Origin of the sequence: Enterobacter sp. BNK-18 (assembly GCF_047456135.1) — a bacterium.
Lineage (GTDB): Bacteria > Pseudomonadota > Gammaproteobacteria > Enterobacterales > Enterobacteriaceae > Enterobacter > Enterobacter ludwigii.
Map to the genome: position 1 here is coordinate 1404027 of NZ_CP179899.1, position 21649 is coordinate 1425675.

Genomic DNA, 21649 nt, shown 5'->3' on the forward strand with positions numbered 1-21649 from the left:
GGCCTGCAGCAATGCAGGCCTTTTTTTATGCCATACGCAAACGTCTGAACCAGGTTTCCGGTTTCGTAAACATCACCATATTCCCGCCCAGAATCAGCAGTAATCCAATGATGCCATTGAGATGCCACACGTAACCTTCATATACCGTGGAGATAGACAGCGCCACCAGCGGGAAGAGCAGCGTACTGTATGCCGCTTTGCCCGGGCCAATGCGTCCCACCAGCGTGAAGTAGGCACCAAAAGCGATGACCGAACCAAAAATGGCGAGATAAAGCAGCGCGCCAATGTAACTCACCGTCCATTCGGGGATGAAACTGTCACCCCGGAACAGGGCAATGCAGCCCATAATGACCGTACCGTAAAACATCGCCCAGGCGTTGGTGGTCATGGTCTCCAGCCCTTTTCGCTGGTGGCGCATGCTGATCATATTGCCCAGCGAGAACCCGTAGGTCCCCAGTGCTGAAAGGCCAATCCCCGTCAGCAGGGAGGCACTCCAGCCGCTCGCCAGCAGGTCGTCCCAGAAGAGGGTGATGATCCCGATAAGCCCCAGGGCCGCCGCCGTCCAGAAGCGTGCGGGTGGGCGTTGACCGAAGAAAATAAAGCTGTTGATGGCGTTATACAGTACGGCCATCGAGAAAATCACCGACTCCAGCCCGGTATTAATGTGCGCGGCGGCGGTATAAAAACACCAGAAGTTGAAGCAAAAAACGCAGCATCCCTGCAGCATGCAAAAGAGATGATCCCGCAAGGCCAGCTTACGAAGCCGACGCAGGGCAATTAAGACGATCATGATCGTGGCGCAGGCCACGGCAAAGCGCCAGAAAATTGACACCGGGGCTGCGACTGGCCCCTGTTGCAGGAAAATGGCAATCCAGGTTGTTCCCCATATCACCACCACCAGTCCATAGAGTAATGCGTTCATTGTTGCTCTCTTCTCACATACTGAAAAGTGCAGTCTGGCGCGAGTGGCATGACATTGCTTTCACCGATTTGCGGTGGACTTGCATATTCTTGCGCTTTTTTGTGGCTGCAGATCTGGCATCGTGGCGCAACACTTCATAGACTGAGAGTCTGATTACTCACCCGTTAATAGCTATGTCTCGCGCTTACGATACCTTTGAAACGCTACGCCAGCAGAACGCCGTGCTGCGGGAAACCGTTGCGCTGAATTCCGGTATTCAACTGGCAGCCTGGTACAACAAGCACGACACGATAACCGTAAAAAGTAATCACCATACCCTCAGCCTGTACGTGGCGGACGGTTATGAGAGCTATCAAAAAACGCCGGGCGGCTGGAAAAACGGCGGCGGCCCGGACCGTTTCTGTCTGATGCCAAAAGAGAGTGAATCGACGTGGGATATTCGCGATGACCTGTCGTTTGTCCATCTCTACTGCACCGATGAGCATCTGCGTGATGTCGGGGAAAAAATCTGGGACAAGCGTCCGCTGTCCCTGACGCTGGATGAAAAGATTTTCGGCAGCGACCCGAAAATTACCGCGCTTTACCGTCAGTTTTTGCTCGGCTGCGACTGGCAGCAAAAAGCTAACCAGCTCACCCTGAGTACCGCGTCTACGCTGTTGATGACTCATCTGTTACAGAATTACTCCAGCGTGCAGTGGAAACTGCCGGTGGTGACCGGCGGGTTGTCACCGTTTGTGCTGCGTAACGTGCTGGCGTTTATCGAAGAGAACCTTTCCCAGCCGCTAACGCTGGCGGAACTGGCCGAACAGGCCGCGCTGAGCGAGTATCATTTCGCCAGGATGTTCCGTCAGTCCATGGGGCTGGCACCGCATCAGTACGTGATGCAGCGTCGGATGGAGAAAGCCAAAGCGCTGGTGCAGCACACAACCACACCGCTCACGGATATCGCGCTGGCCTGCGGGTTTAACTCCGCCAGCCATTTCAGTAACCGCTTTCGCAGCATGATGGGCGTAACGCCCTCGCAGCTACGCGCGGCGAAGGTGTGAAAAAACCGTATAACATACGCCGCCCAGCACCAGCCCCCAGAACGCAGAGCCAATACCCAGGATCGTGACGCCGCTGGCGGTCATCAGAAAGGTGACAATTGCCGCGTCGCGCTCCGTTTCGTTGTTCAGTGCCTGATACAAGCTCCCGCTGATGGTGCCCAGTAGCGCCAGGCCGGCGAGCATCTGGATCCAGCTCAGGGGAAGGGAGGCCATCAGCCCGGAAATGGATCCGCCAAAAATGCCCGCCAGCAGATAAAACCCGCCTGCGGCCACGGCGGCAAGCCAGCGTTTGCTGGCATCCGGGTGCGCATCCGGGCTCTGGCAAATCGCAGCGGTGATCGCGGCGATACAGATGGAAAAGACGCCGAGCGGGGATAACACCAGGGCCAGCCCTCCGGTGACGATCATCAGCTGTGATACGGCCAGAGGATAGCCAGAAGCCTGCATCGTGGCGAAGCCCGGCGCATTCTGGGACGCCATGGTGACCAGGAAAAAGGGCACGCCAATGCTTATCAGACTGGTTAACGTAAAGGTCGGTGCGATAAACGTGGGCATCACCACGAAAAGGGTTAACTCTTTTGTGACAACGTCACCTCCCGCCCAGGCCACCATACTGCCCACCAGCAACGTGGCGACAATGGCGTAGCGAGGGGCCAGCGCTTTGGCGAACAGCCATGCCGCCAGCATGCTGCCGCACAGTAAAAAATGTCCCTCAAGATTGCTGAACGCCTGCAGTCCAAACCTGAGCAGCACCCCGGCGAGCATAGCAGCGGCAAGGGAATGCGGGATAAGCTTCATCAGGCGAGCAAACAACCCGGTTACGCCGCACAGCAGAATGAGCGCGTTGGCAAAGATGAAAATCCCGATGGTCTCGGCAAGCGTTACCCCATGCAGACTGGTGGCTAACAGCGCCGCGCCGGGGGTGGACCAGGCGGTAAGCACCGGGGCTTTATACCACCAGGAAAGCGCCAGCGTGCTGACCCCCATACCTATCCCCAGGGCCGTCATCCAGCCGGCGATCTGCTGCGCGTTTGCGCCTGCGGCAGCAGCGGCTTGCCAAATAATGGCGGCGGAACTGGCATATCCCACCAGAACGGCGACAAAACCGGCGAGAACGGCAGGAAAGAGTGAGGATGAAGGGCGCATAAAAACTCCGTTGTGCGTTATAACGTCCGCCCTAAGGTAACACTGTGCGTTATAGCGTACAAGTGGTATGATCGGTCGCATCAGGAGGGAACATGGACATCACACAACATCTTGCTTACACACTGAAAACCGAGCGTCAGGCGCGTGGCTGGAGCCTCGCCAGACTGGCGGAAGAGACCGGCGTTTCAAAGGCCATGCTCGGGCAAATCGAGCGCAATGAATCCAGCCCGACGGTATCCACGTTGTGGAAAATCGCCACGGGGCTGAACATCCCTTTTTCTGCCTTCATCACGCCGGCAGCTGACAGGCAGGCGGTATTCGACCCGGAACAGCAGGCGATGGTGGTGAAACCGTTATTCCCGTGGGATGAGACGCTAAAATTCGACCACTTTTCGATAACCCTCGCTGCCGGTGCCCTGAGCGAATCCACGCCCCACGAGGCGGGCGTGATTGAACACGTGGTGGTGATCAGCGGCGAACTGGAGATGAACATTGATGGCGAGTGGCAGACCATTACTGCCGATTCGGGGGTGCGTTTTGCCGGGGATAAACCGCACGCCTATCGCAACAGCAGCGACCGGCCGGCGCATTTTCACTCCCTGATCCATTATCCCCGCTGAAGCGACGCAAAACTGTTTCGCTGCCGCATACTTCTGACTACAATAGCCGCCATTTTGACCATAACGGATAACGACGAAGTATGCGCCTGCAATCCCATCATCTCGAACTCTTAAGCCCGGCCCGCGACGCCTCCATCGCCCGTGAAGCGATCCTTCATGGTGCTGATGCCGTCTACATTGGTGGACCTGGCTTTGGTGCCCGCCATAACGCCAGCAACAGCCTGAGCGATATTGCTGAACTGGTGCCGTTCGCCCATCGCTTTGGGGCGAAAGTGTTCGTGACCCTGAACACCATTCTGCATGATGATGAGCTGGAGCCTGCGCAACGTTTAATTACCGATCTCTACCAGACCGGCGTCGATGCCCTGATTGTGCAGGATATGGGCGTGCTGGAGCTGGATATTCCCCCCATTGAACTGCACGCCAGTACCCAGTGCGATATCCGCACGGTAGAGAAGGCGAAGTTTCTTTCTGATGTGGGTTTTTCCCAGATCGTGCTGGCGCGTGAGCTGAACCTGAACCAGATCCGCGATATTCACCAGGCGACCGACGCAACCATTGAATTCTTTATCCACGGCGCGCTGTGCGTCGCCTATTCTGGTCAGTGCAATATTTCCCACGCCCAGACGGGGCGCAGCGCCAACCGCGGCGACTGCTCTCAGGCATGTCGTCTGCCGTATACCCTGAAAGACGATCAGGGCCGCGTTGTGGCGTTCGAAAAACACCTGCTCTCGATGAAAGATAACGATCAGACCGCCAACCTGGGTGCGCTGATTGACGCTGGCGTGCGCTCCTTCAAGATTGAAGGGCGTTATAAAGACATGAGCTACGTGAAGAACATCACCGCTCACTATCGTCAGATGCTGGATGCCATCATTGAAGATCGCGGTGACCTGGCGCGTGCGTCGGCCGGTCGTACCGAGCATTTCTTTATTCCGTCAACGGACAAAACTTTCCACCGCGGCAGCACTGACTACTTTGTGAATGCCCGTAAAGGGGATATCGGTGCGTTTGATTCACCGAAGTTTATCGGTTTACCGGTGGGTGAAGTGCTGAAAGTGGCAAAAGATCACCTCGACGTGGAAGTGACCGAGCCGCTGGCCAACGGCGATGGCCTGAACGTAATGATCAAGCGTGAAGTGGTGGGCTTCCGTGCGAATACGGTGGAAAAAACCGGTGAAAATCGCTATCGCGTATGGCCAAACGAGATGCCTGCGGATCTCTACAAAGCGCGCCCTAACGCGGCACTGAACCGTAACCTTGACCACAACTGGCAGCAGGCGCTACTGAAAACCTCGAGCGAACGTCGTATCGCGGTGGACATTGAACTGGGCGGCTGGGAAGAGCAGCTGATCCTGACCATGACCTGTGAAGACGGTATCAGCGTGACGCATACGCTTGATGGTCTGTTCGAGGTGGCAAACAACGCGGAAAAAGCCCTTAATAACCTGAAGGATGGCGTGGCGAAGCTGGGGCAGACCCTTTACTACGCGCGTCATATCGACGTTAACCTGCCGGATGCCCTGTTTGTTCCGAACAGCCAGCTGAATCAGTTCCGCCGCGAGACGGCAGAAATGCTGGATGCCGCCCGCCTGGCTAACTATCCACGCGGCAGCCGCAAGGCCGAAACCGTTCCTGCGCCGGTTTACCCTGACACGCACTTGTCCTTCCTGGCGAACGTATATAACCACAAAGCGCGTGAATTCTATCACCGTCACGGCGTACAGCTGATTGACGCAGCCTATGAAGCGCATGAAGAGAAGGGCGATGTGCCGGTGATGATCACCAAGCACTGTCTGCGCTTCGCCTTCAACCTCTGCCCGAAACAGGCGAAAGGGAATATTAAAAGCTGGAAGGCCACACCGATGCAGCTGGTGAATGGCGACGAAGTGCTGACCCTGAAATTTGACTGCCGTCCGTGCGAAATGCATGTGATTGGCAAGATGAAAAATCATATTTTCAAAATGCCGTCACCGGGTAGCGTTGTGGCCTCCGTGAGCCCGGACGATTTAATGAAAACCCTGCCGAAGCGTAAGGGTAATTAATTACCGAAAGTGCGTGTCTGGTTTGCGCGATTTCTGCCACAGGTGGTGTTCGCGCAAACCTTCCGCTGACTCTTCTGCAACGCTGCGTAATTCATCGCTATCCGCTTCATGGCGGAGCTGATGTTCCACATTCTTTACCCACACATATTCATGGCCTTTATGTCCTGCCATGAGCTGACCTGAAAATAATCCACACACCAGCAATATCAGCGTTAACCCTTTTCTCATCATTATTTCACCGTTGAATGCCATCGCGGGACTATCATGCCAATAATTTCTTCGGGAAATTATTCAAAAATTCAAATTAGCGCAAAGAGAGTGTCAAATTCTGTGCGGCGACAGCTGTGATGAGACTTTTCCTAAAATTAGCATCAAGTTTGTTAACCGCCAATTCTGGTACGTAATTAGCCACTAGCTTTAAGGATAAATCCTATATAATGGTTAAACTCTGGCTAAGGAATGGGTCTTGTTAAATGAAAAAAATGATAGCGCTTGCGCTGCTGGTGGTTGCTGTTGGGGCGGGTGCAGGTATTTACTCTATTAGTAATGACGAACCAGAATATATTCAGTCCGCGAAAGCGCGTGTTGGGTCATATTTAACCAGCGATTACGGACGCGTGGCCTGTAATAGCACCAGAATTGATGACCAGCGCTGGCAATTAGGCTGCACCAATCAGGCAAGAGGTAAAACATTCGAGTTCGCGGTTTATCCGTCTGAAAAAGCACCGTATGGTGTGTCGCGTTCGTTTTATCTGGAAGCCATCAATGATGATGCAAAACAGAGCGCGGAGCAGGGTCTGATGCGTTATTTGCAAATCAATACCAAAGCGGGTTAATCAGGCTGTTTACCTTTCATTGAGACTATGGATGTTAGTTTGTAAGAGATCCGCTGCCCGGCCATGGAGTGTCGGGACGTAGAGACCAAAATACAAATCTATCCATGCAAGCATTTACCGCCATATTATGGCGGTTTTTTTTGTCTGCAATCCGGCCACTAGCGGGCAGGACGCGAATAGTGTTTGCGATACTGGGCCGGTGAAAGGGCGAACTGCTGCCGAAAATGGTGACGCAGGGTCGATGCCTGACCGAATCCGGTCTGCTCCGCGATGCTGTCGATACTTAAACGACTGCTTTCCAGATAATCTTTTGCCCTCAGCAGGCGCTCATTGAGCAGCCAGCGCGCGGGCGTGGTGCCTGTCGCATCCTGAAAGCGGCGCAGAAAGGTGCGTTGACTCATGCCGACCCGACGCGCCAGTGAATCAACGCTGTGCGATACGGCAAGATGGGTGTGCAGAAAATCAAACAGCTGACCGAGACGTTGACTTTCGCGCAGTTGCGCCACCGGGCGGCTTAGCTGCTGCGGCTGCGAGCCATCCCGGTGCGGGGGAATGACCAGACGACGCGCTACGGTGTTGGCGATTTCCATCCCATAATCCCGCCGGACTACGTGCAGGCATAAATCGATACCTGCCGCGCTGCCCGCCGAGGTAAGAATGTCGCCGTCGTCCTGATAAAGTACATCTTCAACCACCTCGATGGCCGGGTAACGGGCCTTAAGCGCCTCAATATAGCGCCAGTGCGTTGTGGCTTTACGCCCATCCAGCAGCCCGGCAGCGGCAAGAACAAACACGCCGGAACAGATCGACAAAAGCTGGCATCCCCGCGCATTGGCCTTACGTAATGCCGCGCAGAGCGCGGGCGGAACCGGTGAATCCAGTCCTCGCCAGCCGGGCACAACGATCAGGTCGGCCGTCTCAAGCAGGGTTAAATCGCCGTCGGTGATGAGGCGAATCCCGCCGGTCGCCCGAAGTTCACCGCTGTCTACGCCCGCCACGGCAAAACGATACCATCCGTCTCCCAGCTCCGGACGCGGCAGACCAAAGATTTCTACTGCGACGCCAAACTCAAAGGTACACAAACCGTCATACGCCAGCACAATGACCTGAGGGCGGGAAATCTGTCTTAAGTTTGTCATCTTTTTGCTGTTTTCTGGCATAAGCGAGCGCATTCACGGGCTGAATTTGTGGATAGAGTAGTGTTAACACAAACGCCAAAGATGAGGAAGGATCATGAGTTATGTTACTGAATTTCCGGCTGCTGAACCCCAGGAAGCCGTTACCCATTTTCTGCGCCGCCTGAGCGTCGAGACCGATTGCGCCGATGTGCATCATGCCATCACGAATCATGAACAGGATTTCGTCCTGCTGCACGTCGTCGGGAGCCCGCAGCAGTTCGCCCGCCGTCACGTTCCCGGTGCGCTACATATGCCGTGGCGTCAGATCACCGCCGAACGCATGGCCCAGTGGCCTGACGGCACGCTGTTTGTGGTCTATTGCGCCGGGCCTCACTGCAACGGTGCGGACAGAGCCGCGCTGAAGCTGGCGCGTCTGGGGCTGCCGGTGAAAATTATGCTCGGTGGGATCACCGGCTGGGAAGATGAAAAGTTTGAGTTTGCGAGCCAGGAATCGCTGTCCGCACTGTGAAGATGAATTTTTTTCAACACCCGTGAAATTTTCTCGTTTGCCGGCTGGCGGCAGGTATGACATCTTTTTTGGACATTTAGACATCCAGAAGTCTAAAGATTCAACTAATGAATTATCACTGCAGGCAATTATTGTCGGCAGATAGAGGAGATTTCCATGCAACGACACCATGCCCCATACCGCGCCGATGTAGTTGGCAGCTTTTTACGTCCGGATGCCATCAAACAGGCTCGCCTGAAATTCGCCAGCGGCGAAATTGATGCCGGGCAGCTTCGTGCGGTTGAGGATGAGGCGATCCGCCATGTTGTCGAGCAGCAGTGCGCCTGTGGCTTGCATGTGGTGACCGACGGTGAATTTCGTCGTGCCTGGTGGCACTTTGATTTCTTCGACGGTCTGCAGGGTGTTGAGCGTTACGATTCTCAGCAGGGTATTCAGTTCAACGGTGTACAGACCAAAGCGCACGGCGTGCGCGTGACCGGCAAACTGGGCTTTGGCGATCACCCGATGCTGGAGGATTTCCGCTACCTGAAAAGCATTAGCGGCAATGCTCAGCCGAAGATGACCATTCCCAGCCCGAGCGTGCTGCATTTCCGCGGTGGGCGCAAAGACATTGATGCGACGGTCTACCCGGATCTGAAGGACTATTTTGACGATCTGGCGAACACCTGGCGGGACGCGATCCGGGCGTTTTACGACGCGGGCTGCCGTTATCTGCAACTGGATGACACCGTCTGGGCCTATCTCTGTTCGGACGAACAACGTCGTCAGATCCAGGAACGTGGTGACGATGCCGACGAGCTGGCGCGTATATATGCCCGCGTTCTGAATAAGGCTCTGGAGGGCAAGCCGGACGATCTCACCATCGGGCTGCATGTCTGTCGCGGCAACTTCCGTTCAACCTGGATTTCCGAAGGGGGCTATGAGCCGGTGGCTGAAGTGCTGTTCGGGACGGTCAACGTGGATGCCTTTTTCCTTGAGTACGACAATGACCGGAGCGGTGATTTTGCACCACTGCGTTTTGTTCGCCCGGGCAAGCAGCAGGTGGTGCTCGGTCTTATCACCACTAAAAATGGCGAGCTGGAGAACCCTGAAGGGGTGAAGGCGCGTCTGGAGGAGGCGGCGAAATACGTGGCTAAAGAGCAGATTTGCCTGAGCCCGCAGTGCGGATTTGCCTCTACCGAAGAGGGCAACAGCCTGAGTGAAACCCAGCAGTGGGACAAAGTCCGCCTGGTGACGCAGATCGCCAGCGAAGTCTGGTAAACCTTCCGCCACAGCGCTGCATTATAAAAGTGCAGCGCTGTACCATTCTGAGTCGTTCTTTTTACATCCTTCGTTACCTCTCCTGTCATAGCGCTTTATCCATCCTGGCATTCTTTTTGCTCTCTCTAAGCTGACGTTTTTATTTTCTGCGTCCACGCCGTAACGGACGCCTTTGCACAGCTTTCTTTTTCAGGAGTGAAAATATGCACCGTCGTACCTTATTAAAAGCCTTCGCATTGTCCGCGTCTGTCGTAGCTATGGGGATGAGTTTTGGCGTTCAGGCGGCCGATACCATCAAGGTGGGGATCATGCATTCCCTTTCCGGCACGATGGCGATTTCTGAAACGCCGCTTAAAGATGTTGCGCTGATGACCATCGATGAGATCAACGCCAAAGGGGGCGTGCTGGGTAAGAAGCTGGAACCGGTAGTGGTTGACCCGGCCTCGAACTGGCCGCTGTTTGCTGAAAAAGCGCGCCAGCTGCTGAGCCAGGACAAAGTGGCAGTGGTGTTTGGTTGCTGGACGTCGGTGTCGCGTAAATCGGTGCTGCCGGTGTTTGAGGAGCTGAACGGACTGCTGTTCTACCCGGTGCAGTATGAGGGTGAAGAGATGTCACCTAACGTCTTCTATACCGGTGCCGCGCCAAACCAGCAGGCTATCCCGGCGGTGGAGTACCTGATGAGTGAAGACGGAGGCAGCGCGAAACGCTTCTTCCTGTTAGGCACCGACTACGTTTATCCCCGCACCACGAACAAAATCTTGCGTGCTTTCCTGCATTCGAAAGGGGTGGAAGACAAAGACATTGAAGAGGTATACACCCCGTTTGGTCACAGCGATTACCAGACAATCGTTTCCAGTATCAAAAAATTCTCTGCCGGGGGGAAAACCGCGGTGGTCTCCACCATCAACGGCGACTCCAACGTTCCGTTCTATAAAGAGCTGGCTAACCAGGGCCTGAAAGCTACCGATGTTCCGGTTGTGGCCTTCTCCGTGGGAGAAGAGGAGCTGCGCGGGATCGACACCAAACCGCTGGTGGGCAACCTGGCGGCGTGGAACTACTTTGAGTCCGTTGATAACCCGACCAACCAGGCGTTTGTGGCGGATTACAAAGTGTATGCCAGGGCACACAAATTGCCGAACGCCGACACCGTGGTCACCAACGACCCGATGGAAGCCACCTACGTCGGGATCCACATGTGGGCGCAGGCGGTTGAAAAAGCAGGTACCACCGACGTCGATAAAGTTCGGGCGGCAATGGCCGGTCAGTCCTTCAAGGCACCTTCAGGCTTTACGCTCACCATGGATGCCACCAACCACCATCTGCATAAGCCGGTCATGATTGGCGAAATTGAAGGTAACGGCCAGTTTAATGTGGTCTGGCAGACGGAACAGCCGGTGCGCGCCCAGCCGTGGAGTCCCTTCATTGCCGGTAATGACAAAAAGCCCGATCAGCCGATGAAAACCGCCAGCAACTAAGTTATCACCGCAGGGAGAAAAGTCATGAACGCCATACGCACGATCATCGCTATTGTGTGGCTTACCGGACTGCTGCCAGGGATGGTGCAGGCATCGGATGCCGACCAATTCGTGGCCGCCAGTCGCAGCCAGCAGGCAGAACTGTTGACGCAGTGGGCAACCGCGCCGGAGGCGGCACGGTTGCCGCTGCTCCAGGCGCTGCAGAGTGAAAGTCTCTACACCGACAGCCAGAAACATGCGTTTGCACAACGCCAGGGGGCAATGGTTCCCCTGGGTGAAACAAAAGCCGCAGCAGGCCAAACCAAAGCCGTGCGTCTGACCAACCGGCTGCGCAATCTGGTGGCGACGGCAATGGCAACCCATCAACTCGTGAGTGACAGTGTCGCGGAAAGGCGTACGGCAGCCCGTCAACTCCAGCGGGATGCACAGCCTGAAATGCTCGATTTCCTGCAAAAACGGGTGAGCAGCGAAACGGATGATGTGGTCCGTCAGTCGCTGAAGCTGGCGCTGGCGAACCTCCAGCTGGCAAGCCCGCAGGCTGCGGTACGCCTGAACGCTGTGGCGCTGTTAGGGCAATCAGACGATCCGGACGTTCAGTCCCGGCTGATGCCGTATACGCAGGCAGGATCGGAGCCGGATGCCGGCGTGCGTGCTGCCGCTGCCGAAAGTCTGAAACAGATTGAGCATCGCCTGATGTGGGGCGATCTGCTTGGTCAGGCGTTTATGGGGCTCTCGCTGGGGTCGGTACTGTTGCTCGCCGCGCTGGGGCTGGCAATTACCTACGGCCTGCTGGGGGTGATTAACATGGCTCACGGGGAGATGCTGATGCTGGGCGCGTACGCCACCTGGATGGTTCAGCAGGTGATGGCCGGCTTCGCCCCACAGTGGCTGGCGCTCTACCCGATCGTTGCGCTGCCGGTGGCGTTTATTGTGACCGCCAGCATCGGGATGGTGCTTGAGCGTACCGTTATTCGTCATTTGTATGGCCGACCGCTGGAAACGCTGCTGGCGACATGGGGTATCAGCCTGATGATTATTCAGCTGGTACGCATGACGTTTGGCGCCCAGAACCTGGAGGTGGCAAACCCGGCATGGCTGTCCGGTGGCGTGCAGGTGTTTGCCAATCTGACGCTGCCGTGGAACCGCATTGTGGTACTGGGTTTTGTGCTGCTGGTGCTGTTCTTCACGTGGCTCATTCTGAACAAAACCCGTCTTGGTCTGAACGTGCGCGCAGTAACGCAAAATCGCAGTATGGCGGCCTGCTGCGGGGTACCGACAGGTCGTGTCGATATGCTGGCCTTTGGGCTTGGCTCGGGGATTGCGGGTCTGGGGGGCGTGGCGTTATCGCAGTTAGGCAACGTTGGGCCTGAACTGGGCCAGGGTTACATCATCGACTCGTTCCTCGTGGTGGTGCTTGGCGGGGTGGGTCAACTGGCAGGTAGCGTGGCCGCGGCGTTTGGGCTGGGGATCTTTAATAAAATTCTCGAACCGCAAATGGGGGCGGTATTGGGCAAAATCCTGATCCTGGTGGCGATTATTCTGTTTATTCAGAAACGTCCGCAGGGGTTATTCGCACTGAAAGGGAGGGTTACTGACTGATGAGCCAGCCGCTTACCTTAACGCTGGCGCGCAAAGCGCCACGCACGACGCAGATAGCCGGTAGCCTGATCGTGGCCTGCCTGCTGATTTTACCGTTTTTCGCCTTACTGCCCGCGACGCATCCGCTGGCGATTTCGACCTGGATGCTCACGCTCACGGGTAAGATCCTCTGCTATGCCATTGTCGCCGTGGCGCTCGATCTGGTGTGGGGCTATGCCGGAATGCTCTCCCTGGGCCACGGTATCTTCTTCGCGCTGGGCGGCTATGCGATGGGCATGTACCTGATGCGCCAGGCAGCGGGTGACGGGCTGCCCGCGTTTATGTCGTTTCTCTCCTGGAGCGAACTGCCATGGTTCTGGTGGGGGACGCAGCACTTTGTCTGGGCACTGGTATTAATTGTGATGGTGCCGGGGCTGCTGGCGCTGGTGTTTGGCTGGTTTGCCTTTCGCTCAAAAATCAAAGGGGTCTATTTTTCGATCATGACCCAGGCGCTGACGTACGCGGGGATGTTGCTGTTCTTTCGCAATGAAACCGGCTTTGGCGGGAATAACGGTTTTACCGGTTTTACCACGCTGCTTGGGTTTTCTATCACCGCGACCACCACCCGTATCGCGCTGTTTCTGGCTACCGTGATGCTGTTGCTGATAGCGCTGGGCACAGGCTTCGCACTGGCGAAAAGTAAGTTCGGTCGCATTCTGACCGCGGTGCGTGACGCCGAAAACCGCCTGACGTTTTGCGGGTACGATCCCCGCGGTTTCAAGCTGCTGGTGTGGACACTTTCAGCCGTACTCTGCGGTCTGGCTGGCGCACTGTATGTGCCGCAGGTGGGCATTATCAACCCGGGTGAAATGTCGCCAACCAACTCAATTGAAGCGGCCATCTGGGTTGCGCTGGGGGGGCGCGGCACGCTGGTCGGCCCGGTAATAGGCGCGGCGCTGGTGAACGGTGCGAAGAGCGTCTTTACCGTTGCCCTGCCGGAATACTGGCAGCTGTTTCTGGGGCTGATATTCATCGCCGTGACGCTGTTTTTACCACGCGGTGTCTACGGTCTGTTTCGTAAGGGAGAACACTAATGCAGCCAGCCGAAGGATTATTTACCCGTCAGTTACCCGGGGATCGCTATCGCGACCAGACCGATCCGGTACTGCAGCTTGAAGCCATCAACGTGAATTTCGATGGTTTTCAGGCGCTGACGGACCTCTCACTGAACATTGGCGTGGGTGAATTGCGCTGCGTGATTGGCCCCAACGGTGCGGGAAAAACGACATTAATGGACGTGATTACCGGCAAAACGCGGCCTAAAAGCGGCAGAGCGCTGTACGATCAGTCCATCGACCTGACGGCGCTTGAACCCGCCGAGATTGCCCGCCAGGGCATCGGACGTAAGTTCCAGAAGCCCACGGTCTTTGAAGCGCTCACGGTGTGGGAAAACCTTGAGATTGCGATGAAAACCGACAAATCCGTCTGGGCGAGCCTGCGGGCCAGACTCAACGGCGAGCAGCGGGACCGTATTGACGAGATGCTGCTCTTGCTACGGCTTGGCGGCGAGCGCAATCGCCGCGCCGGGCTGCTTTCGCACGGGCAAAAGCAGTTTCTGGAGATTGGCATGCTGCTGGTGCAGGACCCGCATCTGCTGTTGCTGGATGAACCGGCAGCCGGAATGACCGACGCGGAGACCGACTATACGGCTGAGCTGTTCAGAACCCTTGCGGGCAAACACTCCCTGATGGTGGTCGAGCACGATATGGGCTTTGTCGAAACCATTGCCGACCACGTGACGGTGCTGCACCAGGGACGCGTGCTGGCGGAAGGGTCACTTCGCCAGGTACAGGCGAATGAGCAGGTCATAGAAGTCTATCTGGGACGCTAAGGAGCCGTCATGTTACAGGTGAACGAACTGAATCAGTATTACGGCGGCAGTCATATTCTGCGCGGGGTCAGTTTTGAAGCGGCGACCGGTGAAGTGACCTGCCTGCTGGGGCGCAACGGGGTGGGGAAAACCACGCTGCTCAAGTGTCTGATGGGCCTGATCCCGGTAAAAACAGGAGACATTATCTGGCAGGGAAAAAAAATCACCCACAGCAAGCCGCACCAGCGCGTGCAGTCGGGTGTGGCCTATGTTCCGCAGGGGCGTGAGATTTTTCCACGCTTAACGGTCGAGGAGAATCTATTGCTCGGGCTGTCACGCTTCCCCGCCCGCGACGCAAAGCGCGTCCCGGAGGATATCTGGCAGTTGTTCCCGGTGCTTAAAGAGATGAAGCATCGTCGTGGAGGCGATCTCTCCGGCGGTCAGCAGCAACAGCTGGCGATTGGTCGCGCCCTGGCGAGCCGGCCACAGCTGTTAATCCTCGATGAACCCACGGAAGGTATTCAGCCGTCGGTGATCAAAGAGATAGGCCTGGTGATCCGCAAGCTGGCGGACAGAGGGGATATGGCAATCCTGCTCGTAGAGCAGTTTTACGATTTCGCCGCTGAGCTTGCCGACAGCTATCTGCTGATGTCGCGCGGGACCATCATTCAGCGTGGACGGGGCGATACAATGGAACAAGAGGGCGTTCGCGGACTGGTTGCGATTTGAAATGTTATATTATAACATCCTCATTCTTATAAAACGGAGTGAGGAGTTTGTTTTGGCTGCACATATTGGCAAATTTGCAATGACTCTGGGGGCGCTGCTGGTAAGTGGTCAGCTGTTTGCCCATTCGCATGGACATCAGATGACGGAAGCGGAACAGAAGGCGGCGAACGGCGTCTTTGAGGATAAAGACGTCAAAGACAGAAAGCTGTCTGACTGGGATGGGACATGGCAATCCGTCTATCCGTTTTTGCTCGATGGCGCGCTGGATCCGGTTTTTAAACAGAAAGCGCAGAAGGACAAAAAATCCTTCGACGAGGTGAAAGCCTACTATCGCACAGGGTATGCGACGGACGTTGAGGCTATCGGCATCGAAAACAACGTGATGGAATTCCACAAAGGTAAGGCTATCGGTCGCTGCCAGTATGATTACAGCGGCTATAAGATCCTGACTTATGCATCAGGTAAGAAAGGGGTTCGCTATCTGTTCGAGTGTAAAGATCCGGACAGCAAGGCGCCGAAGTTTGTCCAGTTCAGCGACCATACCATCGCCCCAAAAGCCTCTTCCCATTTCCATATCTTTATGGGCAACACCTCCCACGAGGCGCTGCTAAAAGAGATGGATAACTGGCCGACGTACTACCCGAACGAAATGTACAAACAGCAGGTGGTCGACGAGATGCTGCACCATTAATGGCCTGCCTGATGCCGGGTGGGCGTCATGCCGCCCGGCGTTGAGGACTTAAGCCACTTTCGGCATTTCGCACCACGCCTTCACGCTCATTCCACGCAAAATCATCAGCCAGGCAATCACGATGGCAACCATCATGATCGCAAACAGTGACCAGTGCGGCAGGTTGGTAAGGATAATACCGGTGATCATCGGGTTTGCCGCCGCCCCAAGCCAGCCCAGCGCCTGGGCAGAGAAGTAACTCGCTTTCATACCCGGCGGGGCAATATTGTCGATCAGCATATATTCGCCAGGTGCATAGATAATCTCACCCAGCGTAAACACCGCTGCCGCAATACCCCAGTAGACCAGGTTTTCCCCGGAGAGCATAAAACCGCCCAGACCCAGGACGAAGAAGAGTGTTCCCACCGTCATCAGCGGACGTATATTGGTGGCGGAGATCTTGCGACCGATAACGTATTGCAGGGTGACGACCACCGCAGCATTCACCGGCAGCACCACGGCGACCACGTTTTGCGCAAAGTTGCTGTCGGCATTCGCAGCCAGCACGTACTGCGAAATACAGCTGGCGAATGACCCGCCCACATACGACGCCAGCAGGCCGGAAAGGGTGTACCAGAAGAGGGCGCGGTCTTTAAGCAGTACTGACGGTTGCCACGGCATTTTCTCTTCGGTGGCATCGAGCGCAACGCTTTTTTGCACGAAGAAATGGATAAAACCGAGCGGCAGTGCGGCACAAAAAGCGGCCAGCCAGAACGGCAGCTGCAGGCTGTACATCACCAGTAAGGTGCCCACCGGCGGCCCGATCGTCCAGCCAATGTTCAGGAAGCTATAGTTTAGCGAGAAAACGCGCGCTTTTTGGCTCGAGGTCAGCACATCGGCAAACCAGGCCTTCAGCACCGTTGAAAATACCGAATAGGCGCAGTTAATCAGGGAAAAGAAGAGCACCACCAGCGTGACGTTATCCACCAGCGGGATAGCAACAAACCCGGCAATAAAGGCGACGATAGAAATCAGCATGTAGCGCTTTTTATCAAACTTATCGGCGAGGATGCCAAACCCCATACTGAATACCACACCGACGGTAAGCGCAATGGTCAGGGCATAACCAATATTCTCAACGCTCATATTAAATACACGCGTGAGATAGATGGTCATAAACGGCAGCGTTGCCCCACGACCAATGGTTAATAATAACGACGACGCCAGCAGCGCTGCGGTTGAGCGCCTGAGTGATGGTTTCATATTCCTGCCTGACAATTGCGTTTGTTTTTTTTGAGCCGCAGAGATTCTGGCCGCGCTTGCTCGCCGCCATCCTGCAACGTGTATTATTTTAGGTATATATCAGGAGTATCACGACATAAGGGGCTTGTATAGCACCTAATTTATCCGTAAGTGCTTCAGTTGACTGCCAGAAATAATGATCTTCTCGTGGCATGTTTTTTTCGTTACCTTGAAGTGTTTACAAAAATTTAATCATTCAGGGGCAGAGTATGACGCGAAAAGACGGGCTGCTGGCGTTGCTGGTGGTCATCGTATGGGGTCTGAATTTTGTGGTCATCAAGCTTGGGTTGCATAACATGCCCCCACTCATGCTGGCCGGTTTGCGTTTTCTGCTGGTGGCCTTCCCGGCGCTCTTCTTTGTCGCGCGCCCGAAAATTCCGTTCAGACTCTTACTGGGATACGGCCTGACCATCAGCTTTGGCCAGTTCGCGTTTCTGTTCTGCGCCATTAAGTTCGGGATGCCCGCCGGTCTGGCTTCTCTGGTGTTACAGGCTCAGGCGTTCTTTACCATCATTCTCGGGGCGTTTGTCTTTGGCGAGCGTCTGCAGGGTAAACAGCTGGCGGGGATCACCCTTGCGGTGTTCGGCGTGCTGGTGCTGATAGAAGCCAGCCTGAACGGGCAGCACGTGGCGTTACTGGGCTTTATGTTAACGCTGGCAGCGGGGCTGAGCTGGGCCTGCGGGAATATCTTCAACAAGCTGATTATGCAGCATGAGGCGCGCCCGAAGGTGATGTCGCTGGTGGTCTGGAGCGCCTTGATCCCCATTGTTCCGTTTATGGTTGCGGCGCTCATTTTTGATGGGCCGGACGTGATGCTGAAAAGCCTGGTGGAAATCGATCTCACCACCATTTTATCGCTGATCTACCTGGCATTTGTGGCCACCATTATTGGTTACGGGATCTGGGGATCGCTGCTGGGTCGCTACGAAACCTGGCGCGTGGCGCCGTTATCCCTGCTGGTGCCGGTGGTAGGGTTGGCCAGCGCCGCGCTGTTGCTCGATGAAAAGCTGAGTGCGCTGCAGCTGCTGGGGGCCGTGCTGATCATGGCCGGGCTGTACATCAACGTGTTTGGTTTGCGCGTGCGTCGGGTAACGCGGGCAAGAGGATAGGCATAAAAAAAGCCCCGCATCCGCGGGGCAAAAACGAATCAGAAGCTGTGCTGATTATAATAAGGCACGCCTAACTCGTCGGATTTGTCACTACCAGCACCCATGTGGTTGAAGTCATAAGGTGACTGGTCATGTGCTGACGGCAAAATCATCGTGTCACGATTATTTTGCTGCGTTGCACGAGGGGTTTGCTCCGCGAAGGTCTGGCTGGAAAACAGCACCAGCAAGGCGAGGGCGGCGGAGGCTGTAACTTTCATGATTTCCTCGGTTACGTCTTTACAGGCGATGATTAACTACAATGTTTTAGTGGATACAGGTATCGGGATTCACCCGGCACGCTGGTAATACGGTATTTGTGAGGCGGCACGTCGAAGTAGTTCTTAAACGTACGCGTCAGGGTTTGCTGTGATTCAAAACCGTAACGTTCCGCCAGATAAAGGATCGGCTCATTGCTTTCTTTCAGCTTCTGGGCAATTTCCGTCAGCTTGCGGCTGCGAATATATTGACCTAATGAATGGCCGGTCTCTTTTTTGAACATCCGTTGCAGGTGCCATTTGGAGTAACCTGAACGCTCTGACACTTTTTCAAGGGAGAGCGGCGATTCCAGGTTATCTTCGATCCAGTCCAAAATGCTATGAATAGTAATAGCGTCAGTATTGCGTCTGGACATCGTCATACCTCTTTTTCTGTTTACGGCAGTATTTTCTTAAGCAAAAGCTCAAGCGTTGCCACTTCATCTGCCGTTAAGTTTTTTGTTAGTTCCTGATGCAGTGTTTGTCCTACTAGTTGATGACATTGCTCGCACATAGCCGCGCCATCGCTGGTGAGTTTCACCAGGACGCCGCGTTTGTCATTCGGGTTAGGGCTTCGTTCTATCCATCCTTTGCAAACGAGACGATCGAGCATGCGGGTTAGCGCACCCAGATCGACAGAGAGCACCTTTTTCAGCTCAACCGGCGTGATACACACTTCGCAGCGAATGGAGCACAGCACTTTGAACTGCGTGGCGGTGATATCCAGCGGTGACAGATAGTCATTGAGCAGGCGATCTTTTTTCTGGTTAACCATATGAATAAGACGACCCAGCGGAATAATGTCGTTAAAGAGATCACTGGTGCTTTTCACAATGGTTGCCCTGGCAAGTAGTTTAGTCACGGCAGATATTATTGCTCAGGCAAGTATAAGTCAACTGAATGGATCAGCGGATGCCACGAATTGCTAAAACGTTTCATGAACTTTTTTTGCATGCTTTCAATTCAAATAGATAACGAAGGGTTATCGTTAATGACCGTAAATAATCGTTACGTTGAGCGAATGGCTGAACGTCACACTTTCACCCTATAATTGCGGTGATAAACATGGATAAGGACAACGACGCACTATGTTGGATTTGATTAAAGCAATTGGTCTGGGGCTGGTGGTATTGCTGCCGTTGGCTAACCCGCTAACGACGGTTGCGCTCTTCCTGGGGCTGGCAGGGAACATGAACAGCGCCGAGCGTAACCATCAGTCGATGATGGCCTCGGTCTATGTGTTTGCCATCATGATGGTGGCTTACTACGCCGGACAGCTGGTGATGAACACCTTCGGAATCTCCATCCCGGGTCTGCGTATTGCCGGCGGATTGATTGTCGCCTTCATCGGGTTCCGTATGCTGTTCCCTGCGCAGAAAGCGCATGAGTCACCTGAGGCCAAAAGCAAATCCGAAGAGCTGGAAACCGAGCCCAGCGCGAATATTGCTTTTGTCCCGCTGGCGATGCCCAGTACGGCGGGGCCAGGAACGATTGCGATGATCATCAGCTCCGCATCAACGGTGCGGGATGGCTCGACCTTTCCGGACTGGGTCATCACGGTTGCGCCCCCGCTGATTTTTGCACTGATTGGTATCATCGTATGGGCATCCTTGCGCAGTTCAGGCGCGATCATGCGCTGGGTCGGCAAGGGCGGTATTGAGGCGATTTCCCGCCTGATGGGCTTCTTACTGGTGTGTATGGGCGTGCAGTTTATTATCAACGGCGTGCTGGAGATTATTAAGACGTACCATTAATCACCCGCCCGGTAATGCAAAACGGCAACTTCGGTTGCCGTTTTACGTTGACTGCCGTCTACCCGTGATGGGCCTGTTCTTCCAGTGCGACCGGCCATTTACGGAAGATGAGCAGGGACCAGATGAGCGCCACCAGTGCCGGAATGGCACCCAGATAGCCAATCGCAGACATCGACACGTGAAGGCTAATCTGATTTCCCAGCAGCGCGCCCGCGCCAATACCAAGATTGAAAATCCCCGAGAACAGTGACATCGCCACATCCGTTGCGTCCGGGGCGAGGGCCAGCACCTTCACCTGCATACCCAGACCGATAATCATGATCGCCACTCCCCAGAACAGGCTCAGGACGGCCAGATGACCCTCGCTGCCCGCCGCTGGCATGAGTAACACCAGGCACGCCAGCAGTAAACCAATGGCGCTGCTGACCAGCGCCGACGCGTGCTGATTGCCGAGCTTACCAAACAGAATACTGCCAATAATGCCCGCGCCCCCCAGGATCAACAGCAGAACGGTGGCAAAGTTGGCGCTAAAGCCGGCCACGGCCTGAACGAACGGCTCAATATAGCTGTAGGCGGTGTAATGCGCCGTGACCACAATGACCGTCAGCAGATAGATACTCAGCAATGCCGGACGACGCATTAACAGCGGCAGGCTTTTCAGCGAGCCGGAGTGTTCGCTTGGCAGCTTCGGCAGCAGTTTAATCAGGCAGACCAGGGTGATCATTGCCCCCATGCCGATAGCGAAGAACGTGGTTCGCCAGCCAAAGTATTGCCCAACGATACGGCCAATCGGCAGGCCCAGTACCATAGCCAGTGCCGTGCCGGTGGCGATCAGGCTCAGCGCCTGCGCGCGTTTTCCCGCAGGTGCCAGGCGGATGGCCAGTGACGCGGTGATCGACCAGAATACGGCATGGGCAAAGGCGATACCGACGCGGCTGATGACCAGCACCGTAAAGTTCCACGCCAGAAACGACAGGACGTGGCTGACGATAAACAGGGCAAACAGCCCGATCAGCAGCTTTCGCCGTTCCATCTGGCTGGTCAGCAGCATAAACGGCAGTGACATCAGTGCCACCACCCAGGCATAGATGGTCAACATAAAGCCCACCTGCGCGGTTTCCATCTGGAAACTTTCAGCGATGTCAGACAACAGCCCAACCGGAACAAATTCTGTGGTATTAAAAATAAACGCGGCAATTGCCAGCGTGACCACGCGTAGCCACGCGACTCTGCGGGTAACTGTGTTCGTTGTCATAGCGATGTCGGAGATTCGTTACTGAAAAGAAGAGGAGACGATCTTAAAACGTCAACCGGCGAAAACTCAACCATTATGTGATGCAGATCTCA

Annotated in this window: 23 protein-coding genes; 14 read left to right on the forward strand and 9 right to left on the reverse strand. The window is 55.3% G+C overall.

Annotated features, from left to right (window positions below; translation table 11 throughout):
* Window positions 1–25: 25 nt before the first annotated feature.
* Window positions 26–922 carry a DMT family transporter gene (locus tag ACMGG3_RS06690; protein ID WP_014170023.1) on the reverse strand — a complete coding sequence of 299 codons (897 nt, stop codon included), beginning with the start codon at window positions 920–922 and terminating at the stop codon, window positions 26–28.
* Between the two features lie 173 nt (window positions 923–1095).
* On the opposite strand from ACMGG3_RS06690, the gene ACMGG3_RS06695 reads away from it, so the two are divergent.
* Window positions 1096–1968, forward strand: coding sequence for an AraC family transcriptional regulator (locus ACMGG3_RS06695; protein ID WP_333176638.1), 873 nt, complete (start codon window positions 1096–1098; stop codon window positions 1966–1968).
* Here the strand turns inward: ACMGG3_RS06695 and ACMGG3_RS06700 are convergent.
* Window positions 1948–3114, reverse strand: a complete 1167-nt coding sequence (locus ACMGG3_RS06700; RefSeq protein ID WP_414149719.1) for a benzoate/H(+) symporter BenE family transporter — start codon at window positions 3112–3114, stop codon at window positions 1948–1950. The two genes, ACMGG3_RS06695 and ACMGG3_RS06700, sit on opposite strands and share 21 nt — an antisense overlap.
* A 92-nt stretch (window positions 3115–3206) precedes the next feature.
* On the opposite strand from ACMGG3_RS06700, the gene ACMGG3_RS06705 reads away from it, so the two are divergent.
* Together ACMGG3_RS06705 and ACMGG3_RS06710 are read left to right on the forward strand one after the other, a co-directional pair.
* Window positions 3207–3734 (forward strand): helix-turn-helix domain-containing protein, encoded by a 528-nt coding sequence (locus ACMGG3_RS06705; protein WP_410386288.1) that lies wholly within the window; start codon window positions 3207–3209, stop codon window positions 3732–3734.
* 80 nt (window positions 3735–3814) lie between these two features.
* Window positions 3815–5779 (forward strand): peptidase U32 family protein, encoded by a 1965-nt coding sequence (locus ACMGG3_RS06710; protein ID WP_040017455.1) that lies wholly within the window; start codon window positions 3815–3817, stop codon window positions 5777–5779.
* Here the strand turns inward: ACMGG3_RS06710 and ACMGG3_RS06715 are convergent, their stop codons facing one another.
* The gene (locus ACMGG3_RS06715) at window positions 5780–6010 is read right to left on the reverse strand and encodes a DUF2554 family protein (RefSeq protein ID WP_025204219.1); all 231 of its coding nucleotides are present in this window, start codon (window positions 6008–6010) and stop codon (window positions 5780–5782) included.
* A 242-nt stretch (window positions 6011–6252) separates the two neighbouring features.
* Here ACMGG3_RS06715 and ACMGG3_RS06720 point away from each other — a divergent pair, with 242 nt between their 5' ends.
* On the forward strand, window positions 6253–6615 hold the full coding sequence (locus ACMGG3_RS06720; RefSeq protein WP_014170029.1) for a hypothetical protein: 363 nt from the start codon (window positions 6253–6255) through the stop codon (window positions 6613–6615).
* A 158-nt stretch (window positions 6616–6773) separates the two neighbouring features.
* On the opposite strand, the gene ftrA is transcribed toward ACMGG3_RS06720, so the two are convergent.
* Entirely contained in the window at window positions 6774–7775 is a 1002-nt protein-coding gene (gene ftrA, locus ACMGG3_RS06725; protein WP_047356508.1) for a transcriptional regulator FtrA, read from the reverse strand.
* 73 nt (window positions 7776–7848) lie between these two features.
* Here ftrA and ACMGG3_RS06730 point away from each other — a divergent pair, with 73 nt between their 5' ends.
* The 8 genes from ACMGG3_RS06730 to zinT all read left to right on the forward strand — a co-directional run bounded on the left by ACMGG3_RS06730 (window position 7849) and on the right by zinT (window position 15865).
* A complete protein-coding gene (locus ACMGG3_RS06730; RefSeq protein WP_025204217.1) occupies window positions 7849–8262 on the forward strand; it encodes a rhodanese-like domain-containing protein in 414 nt (137 codons plus the stop codon).
* 156 nt (window positions 8263–8418) lie between these two features.
* Window positions 8419–9522, forward strand: coding sequence for a cobalamin-independent methionine synthase II family protein (locus ACMGG3_RS06735; protein ID WP_047955600.1), 1104 nt, complete (start codon window positions 8419–8421; stop codon window positions 9520–9522).
* 203 nt (window positions 9523–9725) lie between these two features.
* Window positions 9726–10997, forward strand: a complete 1272-nt coding sequence (urtA, locus tag ACMGG3_RS06740) for an urea ABC transporter substrate-binding protein (protein ID WP_394245704.1) — start codon at window positions 9726–9728, stop codon at window positions 10995–10997.
* 24 nt (window positions 10998–11021) lie between these two features.
* On the forward strand, window positions 11022–12596 hold the full coding sequence (gene urtB, locus ACMGG3_RS06745; RefSeq protein WP_196355596.1) for an urea ABC transporter permease subunit UrtB: 1575 nt from the start codon (window positions 11022–11024) through the stop codon (window positions 12594–12596).
* Entirely contained in the window at window positions 12596–13669 is a 1074-nt protein-coding gene (urtC, locus tag ACMGG3_RS06750) for an urea ABC transporter permease subunit UrtC (RefSeq protein ID WP_044858652.1), read from the forward strand. The genes urtB and urtC overlap by 1 nt, the downstream gene beginning before the upstream one ends.
* Entirely contained in the window at window positions 13669–14466 is a 798-nt protein-coding gene (urtD, locus tag ACMGG3_RS06755) for an urea ABC transporter ATP-binding protein UrtD (RefSeq protein WP_014170037.1), read from the forward strand. Before urtC ends, urtD begins: the two co-directional genes overlap by 1 nt.
* A gap of 9 nt (window positions 14467–14475) precedes the next feature.
* Complete coding sequence (gene urtE, locus ACMGG3_RS06760; protein WP_014170038.1) at window positions 14476–15174, forward strand: urea ABC transporter ATP-binding subunit UrtE; 699 nt, start codon at window positions 14476–14478, stop codon at window positions 15172–15174.
* Window positions 15175–15226: 52 nt separating this feature from the next.
* Window positions 15227–15865, forward strand: a complete 639-nt coding sequence (gene zinT, locus ACMGG3_RS06765; RefSeq protein WP_025204211.1) for a metal-binding protein ZinT — start codon at window positions 15227–15229, stop codon at window positions 15863–15865.
* A 48-nt stretch (window positions 15866–15913) separates the two neighbouring features.
* Here zinT and ydeE read toward each other — a convergent pair whose 3' ends face one another.
* Window positions 15914–17152: an efflux MFS transporter YdeE gene (ydeE, locus tag ACMGG3_RS06770; protein WP_162269664.1), complete on the reverse strand. Its 1239-nt coding sequence runs from the start codon at window positions 17150–17152 to the stop codon at window positions 15914–15916.
* A gap of 203 nt (window positions 17153–17355) precedes the next feature.
* Between ydeE and eamA the strand changes: the two genes are divergently transcribed.
* Window positions 17356–18255: an O-acetylserine/cysteine exporter gene (eamA, locus tag ACMGG3_RS06775; RefSeq protein WP_020884160.1), complete on the forward strand. Its 900-nt coding sequence runs from the start codon at window positions 17356–17358 to the stop codon at window positions 18253–18255.
* A gap of 38 nt (window positions 18256–18293) precedes the next feature.
* Here the strand turns inward: eamA and marB are convergent, their stop codons facing one another.
* The 3 genes from marB to marR are packed head-to-tail and all read right to left on the reverse strand — an operon-like array spanning window position 18294 to window position 19380.
* On the reverse strand, window positions 18294–18512 hold the full coding sequence (marB, locus tag ACMGG3_RS06780) for a multiple antibiotic resistance protein MarB (protein WP_014170042.1): 219 nt from the start codon (window positions 18510–18512) through the stop codon (window positions 18294–18296).
* A gap of 32 nt (window positions 18513–18544) precedes the next feature.
* Complete coding sequence (marA, locus tag ACMGG3_RS06785; protein ID WP_008502237.1) at window positions 18545–18925, reverse strand: MDR efflux pump AcrAB transcriptional activator MarA; 381 nt, start codon at window positions 18923–18925, stop codon at window positions 18545–18547.
* Window positions 18926–18945: 20 nt separating this feature from the next.
* On the reverse strand, window positions 18946–19380 hold the full coding sequence (gene marR / locus ACMGG3_RS06790; RefSeq protein WP_020884159.1) for a multiple antibiotic resistance transcriptional regulator MarR: 435 nt from the start codon (window positions 19378–19380) through the stop codon (window positions 18946–18948).
* A gap of 256 nt (window positions 19381–19636) precedes the next feature.
* Here marR and ACMGG3_RS06795 point away from each other — a divergent pair, with 256 nt between their 5' ends.
* A complete protein-coding gene (locus tag ACMGG3_RS06795) occupies window positions 19637–20302 on the forward strand; it encodes a MarC family NAAT transporter (protein WP_014170045.1) in 666 nt (221 codons plus the stop codon).
* Window positions 20303–20360: 58 nt separating this feature from the next.
* Here the strand turns inward: ACMGG3_RS06795 and ACMGG3_RS06800 are convergent, their stop codons facing one another.
* Window positions 20361–21557 (reverse strand): sugar transporter, encoded by a 1197-nt coding sequence (locus ACMGG3_RS06800; protein WP_414149720.1) that lies wholly within the window; start codon window positions 21555–21557, stop codon window positions 20361–20363.
* Window positions 21558–21649 lie beyond the last annotated feature (92 nt).

What these genes read in the sequence shown, in the direction of transcription:
- ACMGG3_RS06690 (WP_014170023.1), bottom strand. Translation starts at nt 922, where the DNA reads ATGAACGCATTACTCTATGGACTGGTGGTGGTGATATGGGGAACAACC.
- ACMGG3_RS06695 (WP_333176638.1), top strand. Translation starts at nt 1,096, where the DNA reads ATGTCTCGCGCTTACGATACCTTTGAAACGCTACGCCAGCAGAACGCC.
- ACMGG3_RS06700 (WP_414149719.1), bottom strand. Translation starts at nt 3,114, where the DNA reads ATGCGCCCTTCATCCTCACTCTTTCCTGCCGTTCTCGCCGGTTTTGTC.
- ACMGG3_RS06705 (WP_410386288.1), top strand. Translation starts at nt 3,207, where the DNA reads ATGGACATCACACAACATCTTGCTTACACACTGAAAACCGAGCGTCAG.
- ACMGG3_RS06710 (WP_040017455.1), top strand. Translation starts at nt 3,815, where the DNA reads ATGCGCCTGCAATCCCATCATCTCGAACTCTTAAGCCCGGCCCGCGAC.
- ACMGG3_RS06715 (WP_025204219.1), bottom strand. Translation starts at nt 6,010, where the DNA reads ATGATGAGAAAAGGGTTAACGCTGATATTGCTGGTGTGTGGATTATTT.
- ACMGG3_RS06720 (WP_014170029.1), top strand. Translation starts at nt 6,253, where the DNA reads ATGAAAAAAATGATAGCGCTTGCGCTGCTGGTGGTTGCTGTTGGGGCG.
- ftrA (WP_047356508.1), bottom strand. Translation starts at nt 7,775, where the DNA reads ATGCCAGAAAACAGCAAAAAGATGACAAACTTAAGACAGATTTCCCGC.
- ACMGG3_RS06730 (WP_025204217.1), top strand. Translation starts at nt 7,849, where the DNA reads ATGAGTTATGTTACTGAATTTCCGGCTGCTGAACCCCAGGAAGCCGTT.
- ACMGG3_RS06735 (WP_047955600.1), top strand. Translation starts at nt 8,419, where the DNA reads ATGCAACGACACCATGCCCCATACCGCGCCGATGTAGTTGGCAGCTTT.
- urtA (WP_394245704.1), top strand. Translation starts at nt 9,726, where the DNA reads ATGCACCGTCGTACCTTATTAAAAGCCTTCGCATTGTCCGCGTCTGTC.
- urtB (WP_196355596.1), top strand. Translation starts at nt 11,022, where the DNA reads ATGAACGCCATACGCACGATCATCGCTATTGTGTGGCTTACCGGACTG.
- urtC (WP_044858652.1), top strand. Translation starts at nt 12,596, where the DNA reads ATGAGCCAGCCGCTTACCTTAACGCTGGCGCGCAAAGCGCCACGCACG.
- urtD (WP_014170037.1), top strand. Translation starts at nt 13,669, where the DNA reads ATGCAGCCAGCCGAAGGATTATTTACCCGTCAGTTACCCGGGGATCGC.
- urtE (WP_014170038.1), top strand. Translation starts at nt 14,476, where the DNA reads ATGTTACAGGTGAACGAACTGAATCAGTATTACGGCGGCAGTCATATT.
- eamA (WP_020884160.1), top strand. Translation starts at nt 17,356, where the DNA reads ATGACGCGAAAAGACGGGCTGCTGGCGTTGCTGGTGGTCATCGTATGG.
- marB (WP_014170042.1), bottom strand. Translation starts at nt 18,512, where the DNA reads ATGAAAGTTACAGCCTCCGCCGCCCTCGCCTTGCTGGTGCTGTTTTCC.
- marA (WP_008502237.1), bottom strand. Translation starts at nt 18,925, where the DNA reads ATGTCCAGACGCAATACTGACGCTATTACTATTCATAGCATTTTGGAC.
- ACMGG3_RS06795 (WP_014170045.1), top strand. Translation starts at nt 19,637, where the DNA reads ATGTTGGATTTGATTAAAGCAATTGGTCTGGGGCTGGTGGTATTGCTG.
- ACMGG3_RS06800 (WP_414149720.1), bottom strand. Translation starts at nt 21,557, where the DNA reads ATGACAACGAACACAGTTACCCGCAGAGTCGCGTGGCTACGCGTGGTC.